Here is a 19,600-nt window from a genome sequence, read left to right as displayed (position 1 = left end):
CAAATCTGGCGCGAATCTGGACGCCGGATCCGTCGAATTCGGAGATAACGACTACGGCCCTGAACGCGGGTCCGGTTTCCCGTCAGCCTTCCGGCAGGTAGTCGTCCGGTTCGATCAGACGGAAGCCCGGGGTGGTCTGGACCATTTCGCGCAGCCAGGAGGCATGGCCCGCGCCATAGACCACCACGATGCGGTCTCCGGGTTCGGCGGCCTGCATCAGACGGGCGAAGATTTCGGCGTTGCGCGTGAACCAGCGGCCGTTCAGCACGGCGCCGGGCTGGTCGTCGCCGGCGCCGAACTGCATGAGAGCGTAGTGGAAGGCCTTGTCCTCCGCCGCCGGAACGGGGCCGTTCATATAGGCGAGAACCGAGCCGACATCGCGGGTCCGCTGCCGCTGTTCGAGATCGGCGACCTTGGCGGCGATCGTCGCATGCATCGCCGCGAGAGCCTCCGCCCCGCCATTGGCCTGGGCCCAGTCGTGCACGGCCTCGAACGGGAAGTAGGTCGGCTCGCCGTCGCCCTCCTGCTCATCGATCGCATAGACGCGGGTCAGGCCGGCCCGGTGGGCGAGGCGATAGCCGATCTGGACCCTCTCGTCGGCATTGGTCAGCAGGTGGCCGGGGGTGAAGGCCGGATAGCGATGATCCAGCATGGTCGTCTGATCGATCGCGACCCGCTCGACGGCGACGGCGGTCGGGCGGAAGCGGGCCATGCCATCGACGACGGCCTCCAGCTGGGCCTGTTTGTCCGGCGTCAGGACGGAGTCGATGCGGGCGTTGTGCAGGTCCCGACCCGGATTGTCGAAATGGTAGGTCCCGAGGATCATCACCTCGACCGGTTCGGGTTCCGGGGTCTGGGCCACGGCGGTGGTCGGCAGGGCGAGGACCGCGAGGGCGGCGAGGATCTTCAGCATCGGGAGCTCCGCGAAGGGTGTTTGCGGAGAGAGGCGGCGGCCTGTCGCGGCGGATGCAGTCTCCGCCATTAACTCTTCGACAGGTTCAGAGCGCCGGTATCGCCTGGCTCAGTCGCCCGCCGACCCGGATCGGCTCGACCCGCGTGGCCAAGCCGGTCCGGTCGTCGGTTTCGACATAAACGCCGCAGATGGTCGCCGGTCCGTGGGCGGGGGTGTAGCGACCGCCGGACAGGCGGGTGGTGAAGCGCCGCAGCGGCTCTTCCTTCTCGTTGCCGATGACGCTGTCATAGTCGCAGCAGCCGCCGGCGTCGGTCTGGTAGGCGGTGCCGCCGGGCAGGATCTGGCAATCGGCGGTCGGGACGTGGGTGTGGGTGCCGACGACGAGGGAGGCGCGGCCGTCGCAGAAATGGCCCATGGCCATCTTCTCCGAAGTCGCCTCGCAATGCATGTCGACGATGATGGCGTCGGCGGCCATGCCCATCGGACAGGCGGCCAGTTCCTTCTCGACCGCGCCGAACGGATCGTCGACGGCGTCCATGTGGATGCGGCCGAGGGCGTTCATGACCAGGACGGTCTTGCCCGAGTGGGTCTCGAAAAGGTTGGCGCCGGCGCCCGGCGCATCCATCAGGCGGGGATAGTTGAGCGGGCGGATCAGGCGCGGCTCGCGCACGATATAGGTCAGGGCCTCGCGCTGGTCCCAGCTGTGGTTGCCCAGCGTCAGGCAGTCGGCCCCGGCCATGAACAGCTCGCGGGCGGTGTTCTCGGTGATGCCGAAGCCGCCGGCGGCGTTCTCGGCGTTGACCACGACGAAGTCGAGCTTGAGGTCGCGCTTGAGCGCCGGCAGGTGGTCGGACAGGCCGTCGCGGCCGGACTTGCCCACCACGTCGCCGAAAAACGCCAGTCTCATACGATCTGCCTCATGCGGCGCCTCTATAGCCCCTCTCGGTCAGAACGCCATGCAGGCGGATATCGTGCGACTCGAGCGGCAGATTGTCCTGTTCCTGCCCGGCGTAGGCGAGACCGATGCGGATCACCTCCGGCAGGGCGGCGAAGGTGCGGTCGTAGTAGCCGCCGCCCTGCCCCAGCCGCCCGCCCCGGGCGTCGAAGGCCAGCAGGGGGGTGACGATCAGATCCGGCGTCACCGTCGCGGCCAGCGGAAACGGCGCGGGCACGCCGGCCTCGTCCAGTTCGAGCGGCTCGCCGGGCGACCAGCGGCGGAAGACCATCGGGGCGTCGCGCTCGATGACCACCGGCAAACACAGGGTGCGGCCGGCGCGCGCCAGGGCCAGCGCCAGAGGCCCGGCGTCCAGTTCGGAGCCGATGGCGCGATAGACGGCGACGACCTCGCCCGGCGGCAGGTCGGCGGCGTGGCCGGCGGCGCGGGCCGCGGCCTCGGGATCGAGTCCGGCCAGCCGCTTGCGCGTGGCCCGCATGGCGGCCCGGAGTTCGTGCTTGTCAGTCATGTCGGACTGGTAGCGCATCGGCGGCCCACTCCACCATCCTTCGGATGGTCCCCCTCCCCGGAGGGGGAGGAATGCGCTCAAGCAGCGATCGACCGCGTCCCGAGCGATAGCGCACAAAGGAGGGAAAGGGTGGCGGCGCCGCAAGAACCGTGAAGGACGTTTAAATCCTCTCGACCTGGGTAGCCAGGTGGGCGCCGTGTGCCCAGGCCCACGGGCCTGATCAGGGACAGCTCCCTTCGAGTGAATTAAGGTCGCGAGGAAATGTTGCCTTCGACGAGGGCCGCAGCAGGACCCGCCGTTGGACAAGATAGTCGCTTAGCCGGGGCGGAACAATGGCGCGGCTCAGAGTCCCTGGGCGATCTTTTCCAGCCGGGCGGCGACCGCGTTCAGCGCCTCGGCGACGCCGTCGGTCGCGGGCGGGGCGTCGGCGGGCGGGGTTCCGCCGTTGGCGCGGGCCTCGTGCAGCTCGTCGGCCAGCATCAGGCCGGCCATCAGGAACAGGCGGATGTCGCCGACATGGCCGACCTCGCCCGCCACCTGCCGCACATGGCCGTCGAACTGCCGGGCGAGAAGGCGGACGCGGTCCTCCTGACCATCGGCGCAGCCGACGGCGTAGGGGCGGCCGTTGATCTCGACGGTGACCGTCGCCATCAGCGGGCCTCCTGTTCGGCCAGGCTGTCGCGAATGGCGTCGGCGGCCCGGGCCAGCACCTCGGCGGCGTCGCGGCCGGCGGCCTCAAGCTCGTGGATGCGGATGCGGTCGGTTTCGCTGGAGGGCTGGGGCGCGAACAGGTCGTCGTCGGGCCCGCGGCCGGATGCGGCGGCGGCCCGGCTCTTCAGATCGAGCAGGCGCCGTTCCAGCAGCGCCAATGCGCGATCAACCCGGTCCTTGGCGGCCGATGCAGCGTCCATTCAGCTCATATCCTCCAGAATCCGTATAGAACCCGCTCGCGCGTCGGGGTAAAGCGGCGCGCCTCCCTTTTTCCGCCTTCCGACGAAAGGTCCCCCCGTGACCGACGCCAAAACCGTATCCGAAAAAGCCACGCCGAAGCAGATGGCGGACGCCATCCGCGTCCTGGCCATGGACGGGGTCGAAAAGGCCAAAAGCGGCCACCCGGGCATGCCGATGGGCATGGCCGATGTGGCGACGGTGCTGTTCTCGAAATTTCTGAAGTTTGACGCCAGCCAGCCCGACTGGGCCGACCGCGACCGGTTCATCCTGTCGGCGGGGCACGGCTCGATGCTGATCTACGCCCTGCTGCACCTGACCGGGTACAAGGCGGCGACCAAGGAGGAGCTGTCGAACTTCCGCCAGTGGGGCTCGAAGACCGCCGGCCACCCCGAGTTCGGCCATATGCCGGGCGTCGAGACGACCACCGGTCCCCTGGGCCAGGGTCTGGCCAACTCCATCGGCTTCGCCATGGCCGAGCGGCATCTGGCGGCGCGGTTCGGCAAGGATCTGGTCGATCACCGGACCTGGGTCATCGCCGGCGACGGTTGTCTGATGGAAGGGGTGTCGCAGGAGGCGATCGCCCTGGCCGGCCGCTACAAGCTGAACCGGCTGACGGTGCTGTGGGACGACAACGCCATCACCATCGACGGGGCGGTGTCGCTGTCGGACGCCACCGACCAGAAGGCGCGCTTCAAGGCCGCCGGCTGGGCCGTCAAGGCCATCGACGGCCATGACATGAAGGCCATCAAGGCGGCGCTGCAGTGGGCGACGCGTCAGGACAAGCCGACGCTGATCGCCTGCAGGACCAAGATCGGGCGCGGCGCGGCGACCATGGAAGGCAGCCACAAGACGCACGGGGCGGCGCTGGGCGCGGCCGAGATCGCCGCCACCCGTCTGGGTCTGTCGTGGACGCACGACCCGTTCGAGCTGCCGGAAGCCGTCGAAAAGGCTTGGCGCAAGGTCGGCAAACGCGGGGCCAAGGACCGCAAGGCGTGGGAAGCCCGGCTGGCCGCCTCGGCGCAGGCGACCGAGTTCACCCGCGCCATGAAGGGCGAGCTGCCCGAGGGGGCGTTCGCCAAGCTGGACGCGAAGATCGCCGAACTGGTCGAGACGAAGCCGGCCCAGGCGACGCGCCAGTCGTCGGGCGCGGCGCTGGACGAGCTGTTCGCCGCCATTCCGGAACTGGTCGGCGGCTCGGCCGACCTGACCGGGTCGAACAACACCTTCGTCAAGGGCACGCCGATCCTCGACGCGCCGACCTATGAGGGGCGCTACGTCAACTGGGGCATCCGCGAGTTCGGCATGGCCGCGGCGATGAACGGCATGGCCCTGCACGGCGGGGTCATCCCCTACGGCGGCACCTTCATGGTGTTCTCGGACTACAGCCGGCCGGCGATCCGGCTGGGCGCCCTGATGGGGGTGCGGGCCATCCATGTGTTGACCCACGATTCGATCGGTCTGGGCGAGGACGGGCCGACGCACCAGCCGGTCGAGCATCTGGCGGCGCTGCGGGCCATTCCGAACCTGTTGGTGTTCCGCCCCGCCGACACGGTCGAGGCGATGGAATGCTGGAAGCTGGCGCTGGAGCACAGCGACCGGCCGTCGGCCATGGCCCTGTCGCGCCAGAAGACCGACGCGGTTCGCACCGTCGCGGCGTCGGAAAACCTGTCGGCGCGCGGCGCCTATGAACTGCGCGGCGCCAAGGGAGAGGCGAAAGTCACCCTGTTCGCCACCGGCACCGAAGTGCCGCTGGCCCTCGCCGCCGCCGACCGGCTGGAGGCCAACAATACGCCGACTCGCGTGGTGTCGGTCCCCTGCTTCGAACTGTTCTTCCAGCAGGACGCCAGGTACCAGGCCTCGGTGCTGGGACGCGGCACGGTGCGGGTCGCCGTCGAGGCGGCGATCCAGCAGGGCTGGGAGCGGTTCATCGGCGAGGACGGCGGCTTCGTCGGCATGACCGGCTTCGGCGCCTCGGCCCCGGCGGAGGTGCTGTACGAGAAGTTCGGCATCACCGTCGAGGCCGTGGTCGCGGCGGCCAAGGCCCGTCTGTAGTGCGCGCCCGCTTCGCCGCCGTCGTCGCCGGTCTGGGACTCGCCTTGGCGCCGCTCGGCCTGCCGGCGATGGCGCAGTCGACGGTGGCGGAGACGCCGATCGTGATCGGGACCTCCTACGCCCTGCCCTCCTCGATCTATGAGGGCGAGCGGGAGATCAACGTCTGGCTGCCGCCCGGCTACGCCGGGGGCGCGGCGGCCTATCCGGTCCTGTATCTGCTGGACGGCGGCGCGACCTTCCAGGACTTCCACCACCTTTCAGGCCTGGCCCAGCTGGGCACGGTCAACGGCACGACGCGCGACGTGATCGTGGTCGGGATCGCCTCGGTGGACCGGCGCAACGAACTGGCGCTGCCGACCGAAGACCCCGAGCTGATCGCGCGCTATCCGACCCAAGGCCAGTCCGACCGCTTTCGCCGCTTCATCGCGCAGGAGGTCCAGCCCTTCATCGCGGGCCGGTTCCGGACCAATGGCGAGACGGCGCTGATGGGCGAGTCGCTGGGCGGACTGTTCGTGGTCGAGACCTTCCTCAAGGAGCCGCAGCTGTTCGACGCCTATGTTGCGGTCAGCCCGAGCCTGTGGTGGGACGGCGGCCGGCTGGCGCGGCAGGCCGGCGCCCATCTGCGGGACCATTCCAACGATCCGCGCACCCTGATCCTTACGCTCGGCGACGAGGGCACGGAGATGCAGGCGCCGATGGATGTTCTGGTCGCCAATCTGCGCGACCACGCCCTGCCCGGCCTCACATGGGACTTCACGCCGCGCCCGACCGAGAGCCACGCCACCATATACCACGGCGCGGCGCTCGACGCCTTCCGCCGGCTGTATCCGGCGCCGGCGCCGGCGCCATGAGCCGGATCGGCGCCGTCAGCCTGCTGGTGCGCGACTATGACGAGGCGCTGGCCTTCTATGTCGGCAAGCTGGGCTTCGAGCCCAGCGAAGACACCGACCTGGGCGGCGGGAAACGCTGGGTGCGGGTGACCCCCCGGGGTGGTGAGACCTCGCTGCTGCTGGCCAGGGCCACGACGCCGGAGCAGGTCGCGCGCGTCGGCGATCAGGCGGGCGGGCGCGTCTGGCTGTTCCTTGAGACCGACGACCTGATGCGCGATCATGCCGACTGGGCGGCGAAGGGAGTCGTCTTCCGGGAGGCGCCCCGCCATGAAGCCTATGGCAAGGTGGTGGTGTTCGAGGATCTGTACGGCAACGCCTGGGATCTGATCGAGCCGGCGCCGCCGGGAGCGGCCTGAAGGCGCATTTGGGGGGAGCGAGCATGGCCGACGCGCCGAGTCTGTTCGAATGGGCCGGGGGCCGCGAGGCGCTCCTGGGGCTGACGACCGAATTCTACCGGCGGGTAGCGCTGGATCCGGTCCTCGCGCCCGTTTTCAGCGCCATGGACCCCGATCATCCGGCTCATGTCGCCGACTTCATCGGCGAAGTGCTGGGCGGGCCGGCGCTGTACGACCCCTCGGGCGACGGCCATGTGCGGATGATCGGCCATCACCTGAACCGGCATCTGACCGAGACGCAGCGACGCCGGTGGTTCGATCTTTTGCTCGACACCGCCGACGCCGTTGGACTGGCGGGGGATCCGGAGTTTCGTTCGGCCTTTGTCGGCTATCTGGAATGGGGCTCCCGGCTGGCGGTGATCAACTCCCAGGCCGGCGTCGACCTGCCGCCGTCGTCACCCATGCCGAAATGGAGCTGGGGCGCGCCCGGCGGACCCTATATTCCGGAGACCACCGTATGAGCCGCATCGGCACCCCCCTGAGCGACACCGCCGTCCGCGTCATGCTGCTGGGCTCGGGCGAGCTCGGCAAGGAGGTGGCGATCGAGCTGCAGCGACTGGGGGCCGAGGTTATCGCGGTCGACCGCTATCCGAATGCGCCGGCCATGCAGGTGGCGCATCGCAGCCACGTCATCCCGATGACCGATCCGCAGGTGCTGGCCGGGCTGATCGCCGCCGAGCATCCGCACATCATCGTGCCGGAGATCGAGGCCATCGCCACCGGAGTGCTGGTCGAGATCGAGGCGGCCGGGCACGCCGTGGTCATCCCGACGGCGCGGGCGGTGCATCTGACGATGAACCGCGAGGGCATCCGCCGGCTGGCGGCGGAGGAGCTTGGGCTGCCGACCTCTCCCTACGCCTTTGTCGGCGGCGCGCTGGAACTGGCCGAGGCGGCGCACCGGATCGGCCTGCCGGTCTTCGTCAAGCCGGTGATGTCGTCCTCGGGCAAGGGCCAGTCGATGATCGAGGCGCTGGAGGACGCGCCCAACGCCTGGGCCCATGCCCAGTCGGGCGGGCGGGTCGAGACAACGCGGGTGATCGTCGAGGGCCGGATCGATTTCGATTTCGAGATCACCCTGCTGACGGTGCGGTCGATGCACCAGGGCGCGGTGCGGACCGACTTCTGCGCCCCGATCGGGCATCGGCAGGTGAAGGGCGACTATGTCGAGAGCTGGCAGCCGCAGGCGATGAGTCCGGCGGCGCTGGCGGCGGCGCAGGAGATCGCCGGCAAGGTGACGGACGCCCTCGGCGGACTGGGGGTGTTCGGGGTCGAGCTGTTCGTCAAGGGCGACCAGGTCTGGTTCTCCGAGGTCTCGCCGCGGCCGCACGACACCGGCCTGGTCACCCTGGCGACCCAGACGATGAGCGAATTCGCCCTGCACGCGCGGGCCATCCTCGGCCTGCCGGTCGACGTCAGCCAGCGGGACATCGGGGCCAGCGCGGTGATCTATGGCGGTCTGGATGCGACGGGGATCGCCTTCGAGGGCGTGGCGGAGGCGCTGGCGGTGCCGACCGCGGACCTGCGGCTGTTCGGCAAGCCCGAGAGCTATGAACGCCGGCGGATGGGGGTGGCGACGGCGCGCGGCGAGACGGTCGAACAGGCGCGGGAGCGGGCCCGCGAGGCGGCCGCGAAGGTCCGGCCGGTCCGGGGCTAGAGCGGGGCCGTGGCTAGAGCGGGGTCGGGGCCTCGACCCGCACCTGCGGCGCGGGGGCGAGGGCGGCGATGGCGATGTCGAGGACAGGGTCGACGCCGGCCGGGCCGGGGGCCGGAGCCGGGGCGGTCAGGTCGGGGGTGACGCCGCGCTTCTCCAGCCGCACGCCACCGGCGGTGATGAAGTCCGAGCGGCTGAGGCTGAGGCGGCCGCCATCGGGCAGGCGGCTGTCCTGCGAGATCAGCACGGAGCCGGCGGTCGGCTCGCCGACCACCACGGCGCGTCCCGCCTCCTGCAGGGCGGCGGGGGTCAGTTCGGCGGCGCTGCGGCTGTTGGCGTCAACAAGGACGGCGACCTCGTTCGGCGCCGGGACGGCAAGGTCGCCGCAGCCGCCGGCGGTCCTGAGCGGGATCGCCTGGCCCGAACGGGTGGTGCGGGTCGCCCAGACACGGTCGCGGGGCAGGAAGCAGCTCAACACCGCATCGGCCTCCAGCAACCGGCCGCCCGGGTTGCCGCGCAGGTCGAGGATGACATCCGTGTCCGGGGACAAACCCGTGAGTTGGCGGCCCATCCAGTCGCCGAGACCGACGTCGAAGGCGTCGACGCGCAGCACCGCGACGCCGGGGCGGGACAGGTCCGCCGTGAAGGGCGGGAGGGGCTGCAGGATGCGGGGTGTGATGGTCAGCGGTCGGTCCACGCCGGCCGGGTCCGAAAAGGCCAGGCGGACCGCCTGCCCTTCCACGACGTCCAACTCGGGCGACCAGGCGGCGGGACCGGTCGCATCCAGCCGCCAGCCGGTTGTGACGCCGGCCGCGGCGGCGGGAGAGTCGGCGCGGACCCTCTCGACGACATAGTGGCCCGGGGTTGCAGGGTCTGGTCGCAGGGTGACGCCGATGGCGGGCCGGGGCTGACGCAGGGTGTCGAGCCGTCGGGCCACGGCCGGGGCCGAGGCGCCGGCGTGCTCGTCGTCCAGCAGGCTTAGCATGTCGCCGAGAACCCGATACAGGGCCCGGTCGTCGGCGGCGGCGAGCGCCTGCGGCCGGAAAGTGCGGCGGGCGGCGCTCCAGTCGACGCCATGCAGGGCGGGGTCGTAGTACTGGCCGCGCACCTCGGTCCAGACGCGGTCGAAGACGCGCTGGTTCATCTTCGCCCGCTCGCGGGTGGGCCGGGGCGACACCTCGGCGGCCGCCTCCGCCGAAAGTGCGGCGGCCGGCTCACGCGCCAGAGCGGGCGCCGCGAGGAGCGCAAGGCTCATCGCGGCTGACCCGGTCAGTCGTACAAACAGGCGGCGGAGGTTCATCGACACCACGTTAGGGCCGCGGACCGCGGAACTTCAATCACGAAAGCGTCGGGCCGGATCAATCCTTGTCGCCGCCCGCGACGTCGAGGCGACGGGTTAAGACCTGGACGTCGCGACCGCCGCCCTGTTCCGCGTCCTCGATGAAGCCCGAGCGGTCGGCGTCCATGCGGGCGAAGGCGTCGCGCAGCGGCGCCGTGAACTCGGCCTCGCTGATCCTGCCGTCGGCGTCCTTGTCCATGTCGGCATGACCGCCGGGTCCGCCCGCGTGGCGGATCTCGAAGCGGGATTCGCCGCCCGGCGCGCCATGGACCGGGCCATGGATCACCATCGGTCCGCCGGAGCCGTCGGGCGTGCGGACGACGATCTGGTGCTCTTGACGAGTCCCCGCCCCGGGGCCGCCCGGGCGGCGCATTTCGAAGCGACGGGCGCCCGGCCCGCCCTCGGGGCCGCCGTGGAAGACCATGACATCCCCGTCGCCGGAAGGGCCGTGGCCGGCCGACAGCTCAGCCGTCGACAGGCGTCCGTCGCCGTCGGCGTCGATGCGGGCGAAATGGTCGTTCATCGGGGCGGAGAACTCGTCCCGCGAGACCTGGCCGTCGCCGTCCTTGTCCAGCGAGCCGGGACCATCGGGTCCGACGACGAGGACGCGGGTGTAGGTCTCACGCGGCGGCGGCGCGGGCGGGTCCTGCAGCAGGGCGGCGGAGAGGGCGATGAGGGTCAGCATGATCGGTTGGCTCCCGTTGATCAGGCGACGGTTCGACCATGGCGGCCTTGCCGGCGTGTTTCAGGCCCGGCGACATTGTTTCAGCCGTGAAATGACGCGGGCGCCGTGGTCCGTCACAATGGGCCCATGCAAGCCGACGCCGCCCCGCGCATTCTCGTCGTCGACGACGACCCCGGCATCCGCGAGGTGCTGACCGACTATCTGAACCACCACGGCTATGCCACCGAGGGGGCGGCGACGGCGGCGGAGATGGACCGCGCCATCGCCGCGCGGGCGCCCGACCTGATCGTGCTGGATCTGATGATGCCGGGCGAGGACGGTCTGTCCGTGTGCCGCCGGATGGCCGGCAAGGGGCCCCCGATCGTCATGCTGTCGGCCATGGGCGAGGACACCGACCGGATCATCGGCCTGGAGCTGGGGGCCGACGACTATCTGGCCAAGCCGTGCAATCCGCGCGAACTGCTGGCCCGGGTGCGGGCGGTGCTGCGCCGGCCCCGCGAGGCGGGCGAGGACGAGGTGCCGTGTCTGGCCTTCGCCGGCTGGCGGCTGGACCTGATGCGCCGCGACCTGACCCGGCCCGACGCGCGGACGGTGACACTGTCGGCCGGAGAGTTCGCCCTGCTGCGCGCCTTCGTCGAGCGGCCGGGCCGGCTGCTGACACGCGACCAGTTGCTGGAGCGGGCTCGCGGCGCCGACACCGACGTGTTCGACCGCGCCATGGACGTGCAGATCAGCCGCCTGCGCAAGAAGCTGGACGACGGGTCAGGGCTGGAGATGATCCAGACCCTGCGCGGCGAGGGCTATATGTTCGACGTCAAGGTCGAGCGGCGCCATGGCGCGAACCGGAGCGACACGTGAAGCGCCCCTCCTCCCTGCCCGTCCTGGTCCAGGTGGCGGCGTTGGCGACGCTGGCCGTGGTCATGTCTCAGGCGGTGGCGTTCGGGGTCGTGGTGCTGGCGCCCGAACCCCGGCCGGCCGGGTTCAGCATCGAGGCGGCGGCCGACGCCCTGATGGGGGAACCGGCCGAGACGTCGGACGGCCGGGCCCTGAAACGCCGGATCACCGACCAGCCGGTCTCGCAGGGCGGCGCCGACCGGGTCGACCCGATGGCGCTGGCGATCGCGGCCGGACTGGCCGAGCGGCTGGGGGTGGAGCGGGACAGGGTGCGGGTGGCGGTTGAGCACGGGTCGATGCGCCGGCCGGGCCCTCCGCCTGACGGGGGGTCCGGGCGGCCGAATTTTCTGGTCGTGCGGCCCGGCGCCGAAGGCAAATCCCTCGCGCTTCCGGCGCCGAAGACCGCGGAGCCGGGGTCGGGGTCGGAGCAGGTGACGGCGCAGATTCAGATGCGCCACAGCGCTCCCCGCGGAGACGACGGCGCCATCGAGATCAACTCGGCGACCCGGCAGTTCACCATATTGACGCATCGTCTGACCTTCGCGCCGTTCTCGGCGTCGGTGCGCCAGGCGGATGGACGGTGGGCCACGGTCGAGCCGCCGCGCGGCCTGCTGTCGCCGTGGCAGAAGCGGATGCTGCTGGCGCTGGGCATTTCGATGCTGCTGTTGGCGCCGCTGGTCTGGTGGCTGGCGCGGCGGCTGACGCGGCCCATCCGGGTGTTCGCCGAGGCGGCCGAGCGGCTCGGGGCCGACCCGGACGCCGCGCCGCTGGCGCCGTCGGGGCCCAGCGAGGTGCGCACCGCCATCCACGCCTTCAACGACATGCAGGGCTCGCTGCGCAACCATATGCGGCAGCGGAGCCAGACCGTCGCCGCCATCGCCCACGACCTGCGCACGCCCCTGACCCGGCTGCGGTTTCGCGCCGAGCAGGCGCCGGCGGCGGTGCGGGACAGGATGGCCGCCGACATCGAGGAGATGGACGCGTTGATCGCCCAGGCCATGGCCTTCGTGCGCGGTGAAACCACGCCGGATCGGCGCGAGCCGCTCGATCTCGGCCTGCTGGCGGCGGATTGCGCGGCGGGCTTCGCCGAGACCGGCGCGGATGTGGGCTTTGACGGCGATGGCCCCCTGCCGGTGGAGGCCGATCCGGCGGCGTTGCGCAGGGCATTGGCCAATCTGATTGGCAATGCGGTCAAATACGGCGGCGGGGCCCGGGTGAAGACCTTTGCCGAGAGCGGCCGCGCCGTGGTCGAGGTGGTCGATGACGGGCCCGGCCTCGCGGCGGACGAGCTGGAGGCCGTGTTCGAGCCCTTCCATCGCGGCGAGCGGTCGCGCAACCGCGAGACCGGCGGGGCGGGTCTGGGGCTGACGGTGGCGCGTCAGGCGGCGCGGGCGCATGGCGGCGACGTCGTGCTGATCCCGCGGGACGGCGGCGGGCTCACGGCGCGGCTCGATCTGCCGCTCGCCGGGGCGTAGGCGTTACAGTTGATCACGGCTTGTTACGGCCGCGGGGTTGAAACCCCGGGCCGCCGGTTCCATTGAAGCGCCAACCGTACATCCTCTTCAGGAGCCGCCTCATGACCGTCCGCGTCGCCATCAATGGTTTCGGCCGCATCGGCCGTCTCGTCCTGCGCTCGATCGTCGAGCATGGCCGTCGCGATATCGAGGTGGTGGCGATCAACGACCTCGGGCCGGTGGCGACCAACGCCCACCTGCTGAAGTATGACTCGGTGCACGGCCGCTTCCCCGGCACGGTCGAGCATGGCGACGACTGGATCGACGTCGGTCTGGGCAAGATCAGGGTCACGGCCGAGCGCGATCCGGCCAACCTTCCGCACAAGGAGTTGAACGTCGACATCGCCTTCGAATGCACCGGCATCTTCACCTCGAAGGACAAGGCCAGCGCCCACCTGAAGGCCGGCGCCAAGCGGGTGCTGGTCTCGGCCCCGGCCGAGGGCGCCGACAAGACCATCGTCTACAAGGTCAACCACGACGTCCTGACCGCCGACGACATCATCGTCTCGAACGGGTCCTGCACCACCAACGCCCTGGCTCCGGTGGCCAAGGTGCTGAACGACCTGTTCGGCATCGAGCGCGGCTATATGACGACGATCCACAGCTACACCGGCGACCAGCCCACGCTGGATACGATGCACAAGGATCTGTACCGCGGCCGCGCCGCCGCCCTGAGCATGATCCCGACCTCGACCGGCGCCGCCAAGGCGCTGGGCCTGGTGCTGCCGGCGCTCAAGGGCAAGCTGGACGGCTCGTCGATCCGGGTGCCGACGCCGAACGTCTCGGTCGTCGACCTGAAGGTCGTGGCCGGACGCGAGGTCACGGTCGACGAGATCAACGCCGCGCTGCAGGCCGCCGCCGACGGACCGATGAAGGGGGTGCTGTTCACCACCGACGAAGCTCTGGTGTCGAGCGACATGAACCACGTCGCCGCGTCCTCGACCGCCGCCCTGCCGCAGACGCAGGTGGTCGACGGCAAACTGGCCCGGGTGCTGAGCTGGTACGACAACGAATGGGGCTTCGCGACGCGGATGGCGGATACCGCGCTGGTGATGGCGAAGTTCATCTGATCCGTTGAACTGGAGGTGGGCTGCGCTCGCGATCCTGGCTCCTTTGGCCGGAATGGCGACGGCATTCGGAGGTCAGTTCGTATGGCAGGCAGCCACACTGCTTGCTCAGGGAGAACTGAAGGACGTCGAGTTGGCCTATTCGTGGGCCTTCGCGCCCGTCCCTCTTGCCGCCCTGTTGTGCGCCGGAATTTGGATGTGGGGCTGTGTCATGGTTCTGCGTCTGCCACGCACGCGCGCCGCCACCGGTCTTTTCAGGTCCTCGATTCCAGCCACCTTCTTTCTGCTGGGCGTTACCGCCTTCACTGCATGGTCAGTTTTCTAGTCAGGCCTCCAACATGACCTTCCGAACCCTCGACGACGCCCCCTCCCTCGCCGGCAAGACCGCGCTGGTTCGCGTGGACTTCAATGTGCCGATGGAGGGCGGGAAGGTGACGGAGGACACCCGGCTGCGGGTGGCGATCCCGACCATCGAAAAACTGCGCGACGCCGGGGCGAAGGTGGTCCTGCTGGCGCATTTCGACCGGCCGAAGGGGCAGCGGGTGCCGGCGATGAGCCTGCGGCCGGTGGTCGACGATCTTGAGCGGCTGCTGGGCGCGCCGGTGCGGTTCGCGGAGGACTGCGTCGGCGAAGAGGCCAGAGCGGTGATCGCCGACCTCGACGCCGGCGGGGTGGCGCTGCTGGAGAACGTCCGCTTCCACGCCTGCGAGGAGACCAACGACCCGGCGTTCGCGGCGCAGCTGGCGGCGCTGGGCGACGTCTATGTCAATGACGCCTTCTCGGCGGCGCACCGGGCGCACGCCTCGACCGAGGGGCTGGCGCGGCTGTTGCCGGCCTATGCCGGGGAGTCGATGCGGCGCGAACTCGACGCGCTGGACGCGGCGCTGGGCCATCCGAGGAAGCCGGTGCTGGGCATCGTTGGCGGAGCCAAGGTCTCGACCAAGCTGGACCTGCTGAAGAACCTCGTCGGCAAGCTGGACCGGCTGGCCATCGGCGGCGGCATGGCCAACACCTTCCTGTTCGCCCAGGGGATCGACATCGGCGGCTCGCTGGCCGAGCGCGACATGGCCGACACCGCCCGCGAGATACTCGCCGAGGCCGAGGCCCGGGGCTGCGAGATCCTGCTGCCCGTCGACTTCGTCGTGGCGACCGAGGTCAAGCCCGGCGCCGCCGCCCGCCCCGTGGTCGCGGGTCAGCCGCTGTCGGCCGACGACAAGATCCTCGACGCCGGCCCGGCCAGCGTCGCCCGGCTGGTCGAGGGCCTGACCGCCTCGAAGACGCTGATCTGGAACGGGCCGCTGGGCGTGTTCGAGGTGCCGCCGTTCGACACCGCCACGGTCGCGGTGGCCCACCATGCGGCGGCCCTGGCCAAGGCCGGGGTCCTGACGGCGGTCGGCGGCGGCGGCGACACCGTCGCGGCCCTGCATCACGCCGGCGCGGCCGACGACATGACCTTCGTCTCGACCGCCGGCGGGGCCTTCCTTGAATGGATGGAAGGCAAGCCCCTGCCGGGCGTGGAGGCCCTGCGCGCGGGCTGACGGGAGACTGTAACACTGCGTGACTTCCGGCGCCGGCGGCGTTAGATCACGCGCAAACGGAAACGCTCAGGAGGCACGGATGGATTTGGCGGCGCTCAACGCGGTGGCCCAGGCGATGGTCGCGCCCGGCAAGGGCATTCTGGCGGCCGACGAGTCCACCGGGACCATCAAGAAGCGCTTCGACGCCATCGGGGTCGAGAACACCGAGGACAACCGCCGCGACTATCGCGAATGCCTGTTCCGCTCGGAGCAGACCATGCGTGAGCACATCTCGGGCGTGATCCTGTTCGAGGAGACACTGTACCAGGACGCGAAAGACGGCACGCCGCTGGTCGAGATCATCAAGGCCGCCGGCACCATCCCCGGCATCAAGGTCGACAAGGGTGCGACCAAGATGGCCGGCTTCCCCGGCGAGACGGTGACCAAGGGGCTGGACGGCCTGTCCAAGCGGCTGCGGGCCCACTACGAGCGCGGCGCCCGCTTCGCCAAATGGCGCGGCGTCATCGACATCGCCGACGGCGTCCCGACCTGGGGCGCGGTCAAGTCCAACGCCCACGCCCTGGCCCGCTACGCCCGCATCTGCCAGCAGGAGCAGATCGTGCCGATCGTCGAGCCGGAAGTGCTGATGGACGGCTCGCACGACATCGCCCGCTGCGACGAGGTCACCCGCTGGGTGCTGCAGACCGTGTTCCAGGAACTGTACGAACAGCGCGTGGCGCTGGAGGGCATCATTCTGAAGCCGAACATGGTCATTTCCGGCAAGGGTAGCGTCCGTCAGGCGACGGTCGATGAGGTCGCCGAAAGGACGATCGCCGCGTTGAAGGCCACCGTGCCCTCGGCCGTGCCGGGCATCGCCTATCTGTCGGGCGGCCAGACCGACGAACAGGCCACGGCCCACCTCGACGCCATGAACCGCATCGGCGGCTTCCCGTGGAAGATGACCTTCTCCTACGGTCGCGCGCTTCAGGCCGAGCCTCAGCGGGCGTGGTCGGGCAAGGCCGAGAACGCCGTCGCCTGCCAGTCCGCCTTCCACCACCGCGCCCGCATGAACGGTCTGGCCTCGTTGGGCCAGTGGGAGAAGACGCTCGAGAAGAAGGCCGCCTGACGGCGCGGGCCGGCGCACAGGGCGCCGGCCGTTCCCTCACCAGCCGCCGTATTCGCTGCGGAAGCGCCAGCGGACGTCGCGGACATCGCGCTCGGCGTCGTCGACCTCGTCCTGCGCCCGACGCCAGTCGCGCTCGGTGTCGGCGCGCTCGCGGCGGAGCTCCTGAACGCGGTTGCGGGCCCGTTCGCGTTGTTCGTCGGTCAGGTCTTCGTCGCGGGCCTCGGCCTGTTTGGCGACGATCTTCTCGTCCAGCTCTTCAAGCCGGTCACCGAGGCTGTCGACCCGTCCGCGGGCGCTGGCCAGGGCCGCCTCGACCTCGTGCACGATCTGACCGTCACGGTAGGCCGGCAGGAAGTCCGCCTCCAGGTCGGACGGGCACACGCCCGCATAGGCCGAGCCCGAACGCCCGGCCTCGAACCCCCTCGCGGGCGTGCAGTAGTGCACCAGACCCTGACGGCGTCCGGCCGCATAGGCGGCGGGATCCGGCGCGACGCCATGCTCGGCGCAGGCCTTGGCGTAGTCGTCCAGCCGGCTCAGGGTCAGGCCCTGCTGGCCGTCGGCATAGCCCTGGCCGGACCAGTCCCCGGCCATGCACTGTTCGGCGCTCATGGTCGCGCAGCTGCCGAGCGCCAGCGCGGCCCCGCCGGCCGCCGCCGCAATTATCAGACGTCTCATGGTTTCGTCTCCCCACCCCTGCGTTCACCATGACTCAAATCCGGTCCACAGCCAAGCTTGAGACGTGTCGCGTCCGGCGCGCCGCGTGCTAGATCAACCTCCCGCCGCTGCCGGCGGCGGAGCGCATGGTGTCCGACGAGCCCTTGATCGAAGACGACGACGCGACCGTGCTGGAGGCCCGGCTTGAGACCGGCGGCGGACGGCTGGACAAGGCGCTGGCGGACATCTTCCCGACCCTGTCCCGGGCGCGGCTGCAGGCCCTGCTGGCGGAAGGGGTCGTCAGCCGGGACGGGGCGCCGGTTTCCGGTGGCTCGGCCAAGGCCCTGCCCGGGCTGTACGCCATCGCCATGCCGCCGGTGGTGTCGGCCACGCCGCTGCCGGAAGCCATTCGCCTGACCGTGCTGTTCGAGGACGCGGACCTGATCGTCATCGACAAGGCGCCCGGGATGGCCGCGCATCCGGCCCCGGGCTGCGAGACCGGCACGCTGGTCAACGCCCTGCTGGCCCATTGCGGCGCCTCGCTGTCAGGCATCGGCGGCGTCGCCCGGCCGGGGATCGTGCACCGGCTGGACAAGGACACGTCCGGGGTGATGGTCGCCGCCAAGTCGGACCGGGCCCACGCCGGCCTCTCGGCCCTGTTCGCGGCCCACGACATCGAACGCACCTACATCGCCCTGACCCGGGGCGCGCCGGATCCCGCGAAGGGTCGGATCGAGACGCTGATCGGTCGCTCGTCCTCCGACCGGAAGAAGATGGCGGTGCTGAAGAGCGGCGGCCGCAACGCCATCACCGACTATGTCGTGCAGGCGGTCTTCGGCCGCCCGGCCAAGGCCGGCGCGGCGCCGATGGCCGGCCGGGTCGCCTGCACCTTGCAGACCGGGCGCACCCACCAGATCCGGGTGCATCTGGCGTCGAAGGGCGCGCCCATCCTCGGCGATCCGGTCTATGGCTCGGGCAGCCCCGCCGCGCCCGTGCGCGCCTCCATCGCCGAGGCCGGCCTGAAGCGGCAGGCGTTGCACGCCGCGGTCCTCGGCTTCGTCCACCCGGTGACCGGCGAGGCGCTGCGCTTCGAAACCGCGCCGCCGGATGATATGACGAATCTGGAGCGCCTGCTGGTGGAGCTGTGACGCTCACTTAACGTTCAGGAGAGACGAAATGGCCGACGCCGACATCCGCGACAACGCCGAAGCCCATCGCTACGAGCTGCCCGTCGACGGCAAGGTCGCGGTGGTCGTCTACAATCTCTCCGGTCAGAACCTGATGATCACCGAGACCCTCGTGCCCGAGGCGCTGGAGGGTCAGGGCATCGCCAGCCGGCTGGCCAAGCACGTCATCGCCGACGCCCGGGCCCGGGATCTGCTGATCCTGCCGGTCTGCCCCTTCTTCTCGGCTTATCTGCAGAAGCACCCGGAACATGCGGACGTGGTCCATCCGACCTACCGCGGCATCCTTGGCCTGTAGGGCCCTGTGATGGGCCGGTTCCTGACGGGCCTTCTGGTGATGATGTGTCTGGCCGCCTGCGCTGGCGCGCCGCCTCAGACGCCACCATTGCGGGTCTTCTATCTGTCCCAGTCGGTCGGGTTCGTGCACGAGACCGTCCGCCGCCCGGCGGATGGACTGGCGCCGTCCGAGCTCGCGCTTCAGGAAATGGCGCGGGCCAGCGGCGCCTTCACGGTGGAACTGAGCCAGGACGCCCGTGACCTGACCCCCGACCGTTTGGCCGACCTCGACGTGCTGGTGTTCAGCACCACTGGCGCCCTGCCCATCGACCGCGAGACCTGGGCCGCTCTCGTCGCCTGGATCGACAGCGGGCGCGGTGGGTTCGTCGGCATTCACAGCGCCGCGGACACCGCCCTGGATTTCGAAGGCGGAGAAGCGGCGTGGACGGCCTTCCTCGGCGGTCGGTTCGATGGACATCCGTGGACGCAAGGCACGCCGATCGGACTGTCTAACCTTGAGCCTTCACACCCGCTGGCCGCGATGTGGCCCGACGGGACGGCCTATGCGGAGGAGATTTACCAGTACGCGGGCTTCGCCCCGGCCCGGGTTCGCGTCCTCCAGACCCTCGACATGGCCGCCGGCCCCCTGCGCCGTCCCTATCCCGTGCCCGTGACCTGGGTCCGTCAGATCGGCGAAGGCCGGCTGTTCTATACCAACCTCGGACACACGCCCTCGACCTGGGACGATCCCCGCTTCCGCCACCAGATCGTCGATGCGATCCGCTGGGCCGGGCGACGTCTGCACGCGCCCGTCGCCCCCAATCCCGCCCGTCAAGACGTCGCGGCGCTCTCCGCCTTTATGCTCGCCGAAGGCGTGACCCCCTCGTCGGACGATGGCGGTCTGCGCAGCCTTGGGAACGACATCCGGGGGCTGCAGGCCCTGCATCCTGAAAAACATCAGGGCGATGCATCGGCTTGGGACGCCGCCCACGGACGCATCCGGGCCGGGATAGACAGGTAAGTCTTGAT

Annotated in this window: 21 protein-coding genes and 1 other RNA gene; 13 read left to right on the top strand and 9 right to left on the bottom strand. The window is 70.4% G+C overall.

Annotated elements, in window-relative coordinates:
* Positions 1-82 precede the first annotated feature (82 nt).
* The 6 genes from ACK4JY_RS05480 to ACK4JY_RS05455 form a co-directional block, all read right to left on the bottom strand.
* Positions 83-913, bottom strand: a complete 831-nt coding sequence (locus ACK4JY_RS05480; RefSeq protein ID WP_409603590.1) for a DUF5694 domain-containing protein — start codon at positions 911-913, stop codon at positions 83-85.
* Positions 914-998: 85 nt separating this feature from the next.
* Positions 999-1,820: a YmdB family metallophosphoesterase gene (locus tag ACK4JY_RS05475; protein ID WP_409603588.1), complete on the bottom strand. Its 822-nt coding sequence runs from the start codon at positions 1,818-1,820 to the stop codon at positions 999-1,001.
* A gap of 10 nt (positions 1,821-1,830) precedes the next feature.
* On the bottom strand, positions 1,831-2,376 hold the full coding sequence (locus ACK4JY_RS05470) for a 5-formyltetrahydrofolate cyclo-ligase (protein ID WP_409603586.1): 546 nt from the start codon (positions 2,374-2,376) through the stop codon (positions 1,831-1,833).
* Between the two features lie 131 nt (positions 2,377-2,507).
* Positions 2,508-2,668: non-coding RNA, 6S RNA (gene ssrS, locus ACK4JY_RS05465), on the bottom strand.
* A gap of 50 nt (positions 2,669-2,718) precedes the next feature.
* Complete coding sequence (locus ACK4JY_RS05460) at positions 2,719-3,027, bottom strand: cell division protein ZapA (protein ID WP_409603584.1); 309 nt, start codon at positions 3,025-3,027, stop codon at positions 2,719-2,721.
* Entirely contained in the window at positions 3,027-3,287 is a 261-nt protein-coding gene (locus ACK4JY_RS05455) for a hypothetical protein (RefSeq protein WP_409603583.1), read from the bottom strand. Before ACK4JY_RS05455 ends, ACK4JY_RS05460 begins: the two co-directional genes overlap by 1 nt.
* 142 nt (positions 3,288-3,429) lie before the next feature.
* On the opposite strand from ACK4JY_RS05455, the gene tkt reads away from it, so the two are divergent.
* The 5 genes from tkt to purT are packed head-to-tail and all read left to right on the top strand — an operon-like array spanning position 3,430 to position 8,318.
* Positions 3,430-5,379, top strand: a complete 1,950-nt coding sequence (gene tkt, locus ACK4JY_RS05450; protein ID WP_409603674.1) for a transketolase — start codon at positions 3,430-3,432, stop codon at positions 5,377-5,379.
* The gene (locus ACK4JY_RS05445) at positions 5,379-6,230 is read left to right on the top strand and encodes an alpha/beta hydrolase (protein WP_409603581.1); all 852 of its coding nucleotides are present in this window, start codon (positions 5,379-5,381) and stop codon (positions 6,228-6,230) included. Before tkt ends, ACK4JY_RS05445 begins: the two co-directional genes overlap by 1 nt.
* A complete protein-coding gene (locus ACK4JY_RS05440) occupies positions 6,227-6,625 on the top strand; it encodes a VOC family protein (protein ID WP_409603579.1) in 399 nt (132 codons plus the stop codon). The genes ACK4JY_RS05445 and ACK4JY_RS05440 overlap by 4 nt, the downstream gene beginning before the upstream one ends.
* A 23-nt stretch (positions 6,626-6,648) precedes the next feature.
* Positions 6,649-7,125: a group II truncated hemoglobin gene (locus ACK4JY_RS05435; RefSeq protein ID WP_409603577.1), complete on the top strand. Its 477-nt coding sequence runs from the start codon at positions 6,649-6,651 to the stop codon at positions 7,123-7,125.
* Positions 7,122-8,318 carry a formate-dependent phosphoribosylglycinamide formyltransferase gene (gene purT, locus ACK4JY_RS05430; protein WP_409603575.1) on the top strand — a complete coding sequence of 399 codons (1,197 nt, stop codon included), beginning with the start codon at positions 7,122-7,124 and terminating at the stop codon, positions 8,316-8,318. The genes ACK4JY_RS05435 and purT overlap by 4 nt, the downstream gene beginning before the upstream one ends.
* 13 nt (positions 8,319-8,331) lie before the next feature.
* On the opposite strand, the gene ACK4JY_RS05425 is transcribed toward purT, so the two are convergent.
* Positions 8,332-9,570, bottom strand: coding sequence for a S41 family peptidase (locus ACK4JY_RS05425; RefSeq protein ID WP_409603573.1), 1,239 nt, complete (start codon positions 9,568-9,570; stop codon positions 8,332-8,334).
* Between the two features lie 103 nt (positions 9,571-9,673).
* Positions 9,674-10,339, bottom strand: coding sequence for a hypothetical protein (locus tag ACK4JY_RS05420; protein WP_409603572.1), 666 nt, complete (start codon positions 10,337-10,339; stop codon positions 9,674-9,676).
* A 126-nt stretch (positions 10,340-10,465) separates the two neighbouring features.
* Between ACK4JY_RS05420 and ACK4JY_RS05415 the strand changes: the two genes are divergently transcribed.
* From ACK4JY_RS05415 to ACK4JY_RS05395, 5 genes are all read left to right on the top strand, one after another.
* A complete protein-coding gene (locus ACK4JY_RS05415; protein ID WP_409603570.1) occupies positions 10,466-11,197 on the top strand; it encodes a response regulator in 732 nt (243 codons plus the stop codon).
* Positions 11,194-12,708 (top strand): ATP-binding protein, encoded by a 1,515-nt coding sequence (locus ACK4JY_RS05410; protein WP_409603568.1) that lies wholly within the window; start codon positions 11,194-11,196, stop codon positions 12,706-12,708. Before ACK4JY_RS05415 ends, ACK4JY_RS05410 begins: the two co-directional genes overlap by 4 nt.
* Positions 12,709-12,809: 101 nt before the next feature.
* Positions 12,810-13,817: a type I glyceraldehyde-3-phosphate dehydrogenase gene (gap, locus tag ACK4JY_RS05405; RefSeq protein WP_409603566.1), complete on the top strand. Its 1,008-nt coding sequence runs from the start codon at positions 12,810-12,812 to the stop codon at positions 13,815-13,817.
* Between the two features lie 335 nt (positions 13,818-14,152).
* Positions 14,153-15,352: a phosphoglycerate kinase gene (locus tag ACK4JY_RS05400; RefSeq protein WP_409603564.1), complete on the top strand. Its 1,200-nt coding sequence runs from the start codon at positions 14,153-14,155 to the stop codon at positions 15,350-15,352.
* A gap of 79 nt (positions 15,353-15,431) precedes the next feature.
* Positions 15,432-16,457 carry a class I fructose-bisphosphate aldolase gene (locus ACK4JY_RS05395; protein ID WP_409603562.1) on the top strand — a complete coding sequence of 342 codons (1,026 nt, stop codon included), beginning with the start codon at positions 15,432-15,434 and terminating at the stop codon, positions 16,455-16,457.
* 36 nt (positions 16,458-16,493) lie between these two features.
* Here the strand turns inward: ACK4JY_RS05395 and ACK4JY_RS05390 are convergent, their stop codons facing one another.
* Positions 16,494-17,132, bottom strand: a complete 639-nt coding sequence (locus ACK4JY_RS05390) for a DUF2799 domain-containing protein (protein ID WP_409603560.1) — start codon at positions 17,130-17,132, stop codon at positions 16,494-16,496.
* 125 nt (positions 17,133-17,257) lie between these two features.
* On the opposite strand from ACK4JY_RS05390, the gene ACK4JY_RS05385 reads away from it, so the two are divergent.
* The 3 genes from ACK4JY_RS05385 to ACK4JY_RS05375 are packed head-to-tail and all read left to right on the top strand — an operon-like array spanning position 17,258 to position 19,592.
* Complete coding sequence (locus ACK4JY_RS05385) at positions 17,258-18,259, top strand: RluA family pseudouridine synthase (protein WP_409603558.1); 1,002 nt, start codon at positions 17,258-17,260, stop codon at positions 18,257-18,259.
* 28 nt (positions 18,260-18,287) lie between these two features.
* On the top strand, positions 18,288-18,593 hold the full coding sequence (locus ACK4JY_RS05380) for a GNAT family N-acetyltransferase (protein ID WP_409603556.1): 306 nt from the start codon (positions 18,288-18,290) through the stop codon (positions 18,591-18,593).
* 9 nt (positions 18,594-18,602) lie between these two features.
* A complete protein-coding gene (locus ACK4JY_RS05375; protein ID WP_409603554.1) occupies positions 18,603-19,592 on the top strand; it encodes a ThuA domain-containing protein in 990 nt (329 codons plus the stop codon).
* The last annotated feature ends 8 nt before the right edge of the window (positions 19,593-19,600 follow it).

This window comes from Brevundimonas sp. (assembly GCF_046295595.1).
Classification (GTDB): domain Bacteria; phylum Pseudomonadota; class Alphaproteobacteria; order Caulobacterales; family Caulobacteraceae; genus Brevundimonas.
This window is presented reverse-complemented; position numbering and strand designations above follow the sequence as displayed.

What these genes read in the sequence shown, in the direction of transcription:
- ACK4JY_RS05480 (WP_409603590.1), bottom strand. Translation starts at nt 913, where the DNA reads ATGCTGAAGATCCTCGCCGCCCTCGCGGTCCTCGCCCTGCCGACCACC.
- ACK4JY_RS05475 (WP_409603588.1), bottom strand. Translation starts at nt 1,820, where the DNA reads ATGAGACTGGCGTTTTTCGGCGACGTGGTGGGCAAGTCCGGCCGCGAC.
- ACK4JY_RS05470 (WP_409603586.1), bottom strand. Translation starts at nt 2,376, where the DNA reads ATGACTGACAAGCACGAACTCCGGGCCGCCATGCGGGCCACGCGCAAG.
- ACK4JY_RS05460 (WP_409603584.1), bottom strand. Translation starts at nt 3,027, where the DNA reads ATGGCGACGGTCACCGTCGAGATCAACGGCCGCCCCTACGCCGTCGGC.
- ACK4JY_RS05455 (WP_409603583.1), bottom strand. Translation starts at nt 3,287, where the DNA reads ATGGACGCTGCATCGGCCGCCAAGGACCGGGTTGATCGCGCATTGGCG.
- tkt (WP_409603674.1), top strand. Translation starts at nt 3,430, where the DNA reads ATGGCGGACGCCATCCGCGTCCTGGCCATGGACGGGGTCGAAAAGGCC.
- ACK4JY_RS05440 (WP_409603579.1), top strand. Translation starts at nt 6,227, where the DNA reads ATGAGCCGGATCGGCGCCGTCAGCCTGCTGGTGCGCGACTATGACGAG.
- ACK4JY_RS05435 (WP_409603577.1), top strand. Translation starts at nt 6,649, where the DNA reads ATGGCCGACGCGCCGAGTCTGTTCGAATGGGCCGGGGGCCGCGAGGCG.
- purT (WP_409603575.1), top strand. Translation starts at nt 7,122, where the DNA reads ATGAGCCGCATCGGCACCCCCCTGAGCGACACCGCCGTCCGCGTCATG.
- ACK4JY_RS05425 (WP_409603573.1), bottom strand. Translation starts at nt 9,570, where the DNA reads ATGAGCCTTGCGCTCCTCGCGGCGCCCGCTCTGGCGCGTGAGCCGGCC.
- ACK4JY_RS05420 (WP_409603572.1), bottom strand. Translation starts at nt 10,339, where the DNA reads ATGCTGACCCTCATCGCCCTCTCCGCCGCCCTGCTGCAGGACCCGCCC.
- ACK4JY_RS05415 (WP_409603570.1), top strand. Translation starts at nt 10,466, where the DNA reads ATGCAAGCCGACGCCGCCCCGCGCATTCTCGTCGTCGACGACGACCCC.
- gap (WP_409603566.1), top strand. Translation starts at nt 12,810, where the DNA reads ATGACCGTCCGCGTCGCCATCAATGGTTTCGGCCGCATCGGCCGTCTC.
- ACK4JY_RS05400 (WP_409603564.1), top strand. Translation starts at nt 14,153, where the DNA reads ATGACCTTCCGAACCCTCGACGACGCCCCCTCCCTCGCCGGCAAGACC.
- ACK4JY_RS05395 (WP_409603562.1), top strand. Translation starts at nt 15,432, where the DNA reads ATGGATTTGGCGGCGCTCAACGCGGTGGCCCAGGCGATGGTCGCGCCC.
- ACK4JY_RS05390 (WP_409603560.1), bottom strand. Translation starts at nt 17,132, where the DNA reads ATGAGACGTCTGATAATTGCGGCGGCGGCCGGCGGGGCCGCGCTGGCG.
- ACK4JY_RS05385 (WP_409603558.1), top strand. Translation starts at nt 17,258, where the DNA reads ATGGTGTCCGACGAGCCCTTGATCGAAGACGACGACGCGACCGTGCTG.
- ACK4JY_RS05380 (WP_409603556.1), top strand. Translation starts at nt 18,288, where the DNA reads ATGGCCGACGCCGACATCCGCGACAACGCCGAAGCCCATCGCTACGAG.
- ACK4JY_RS05375 (WP_409603554.1), top strand. Translation starts at nt 18,603, where the DNA reads ATGGGCCGGTTCCTGACGGGCCTTCTGGTGATGATGTGTCTGGCCGCC.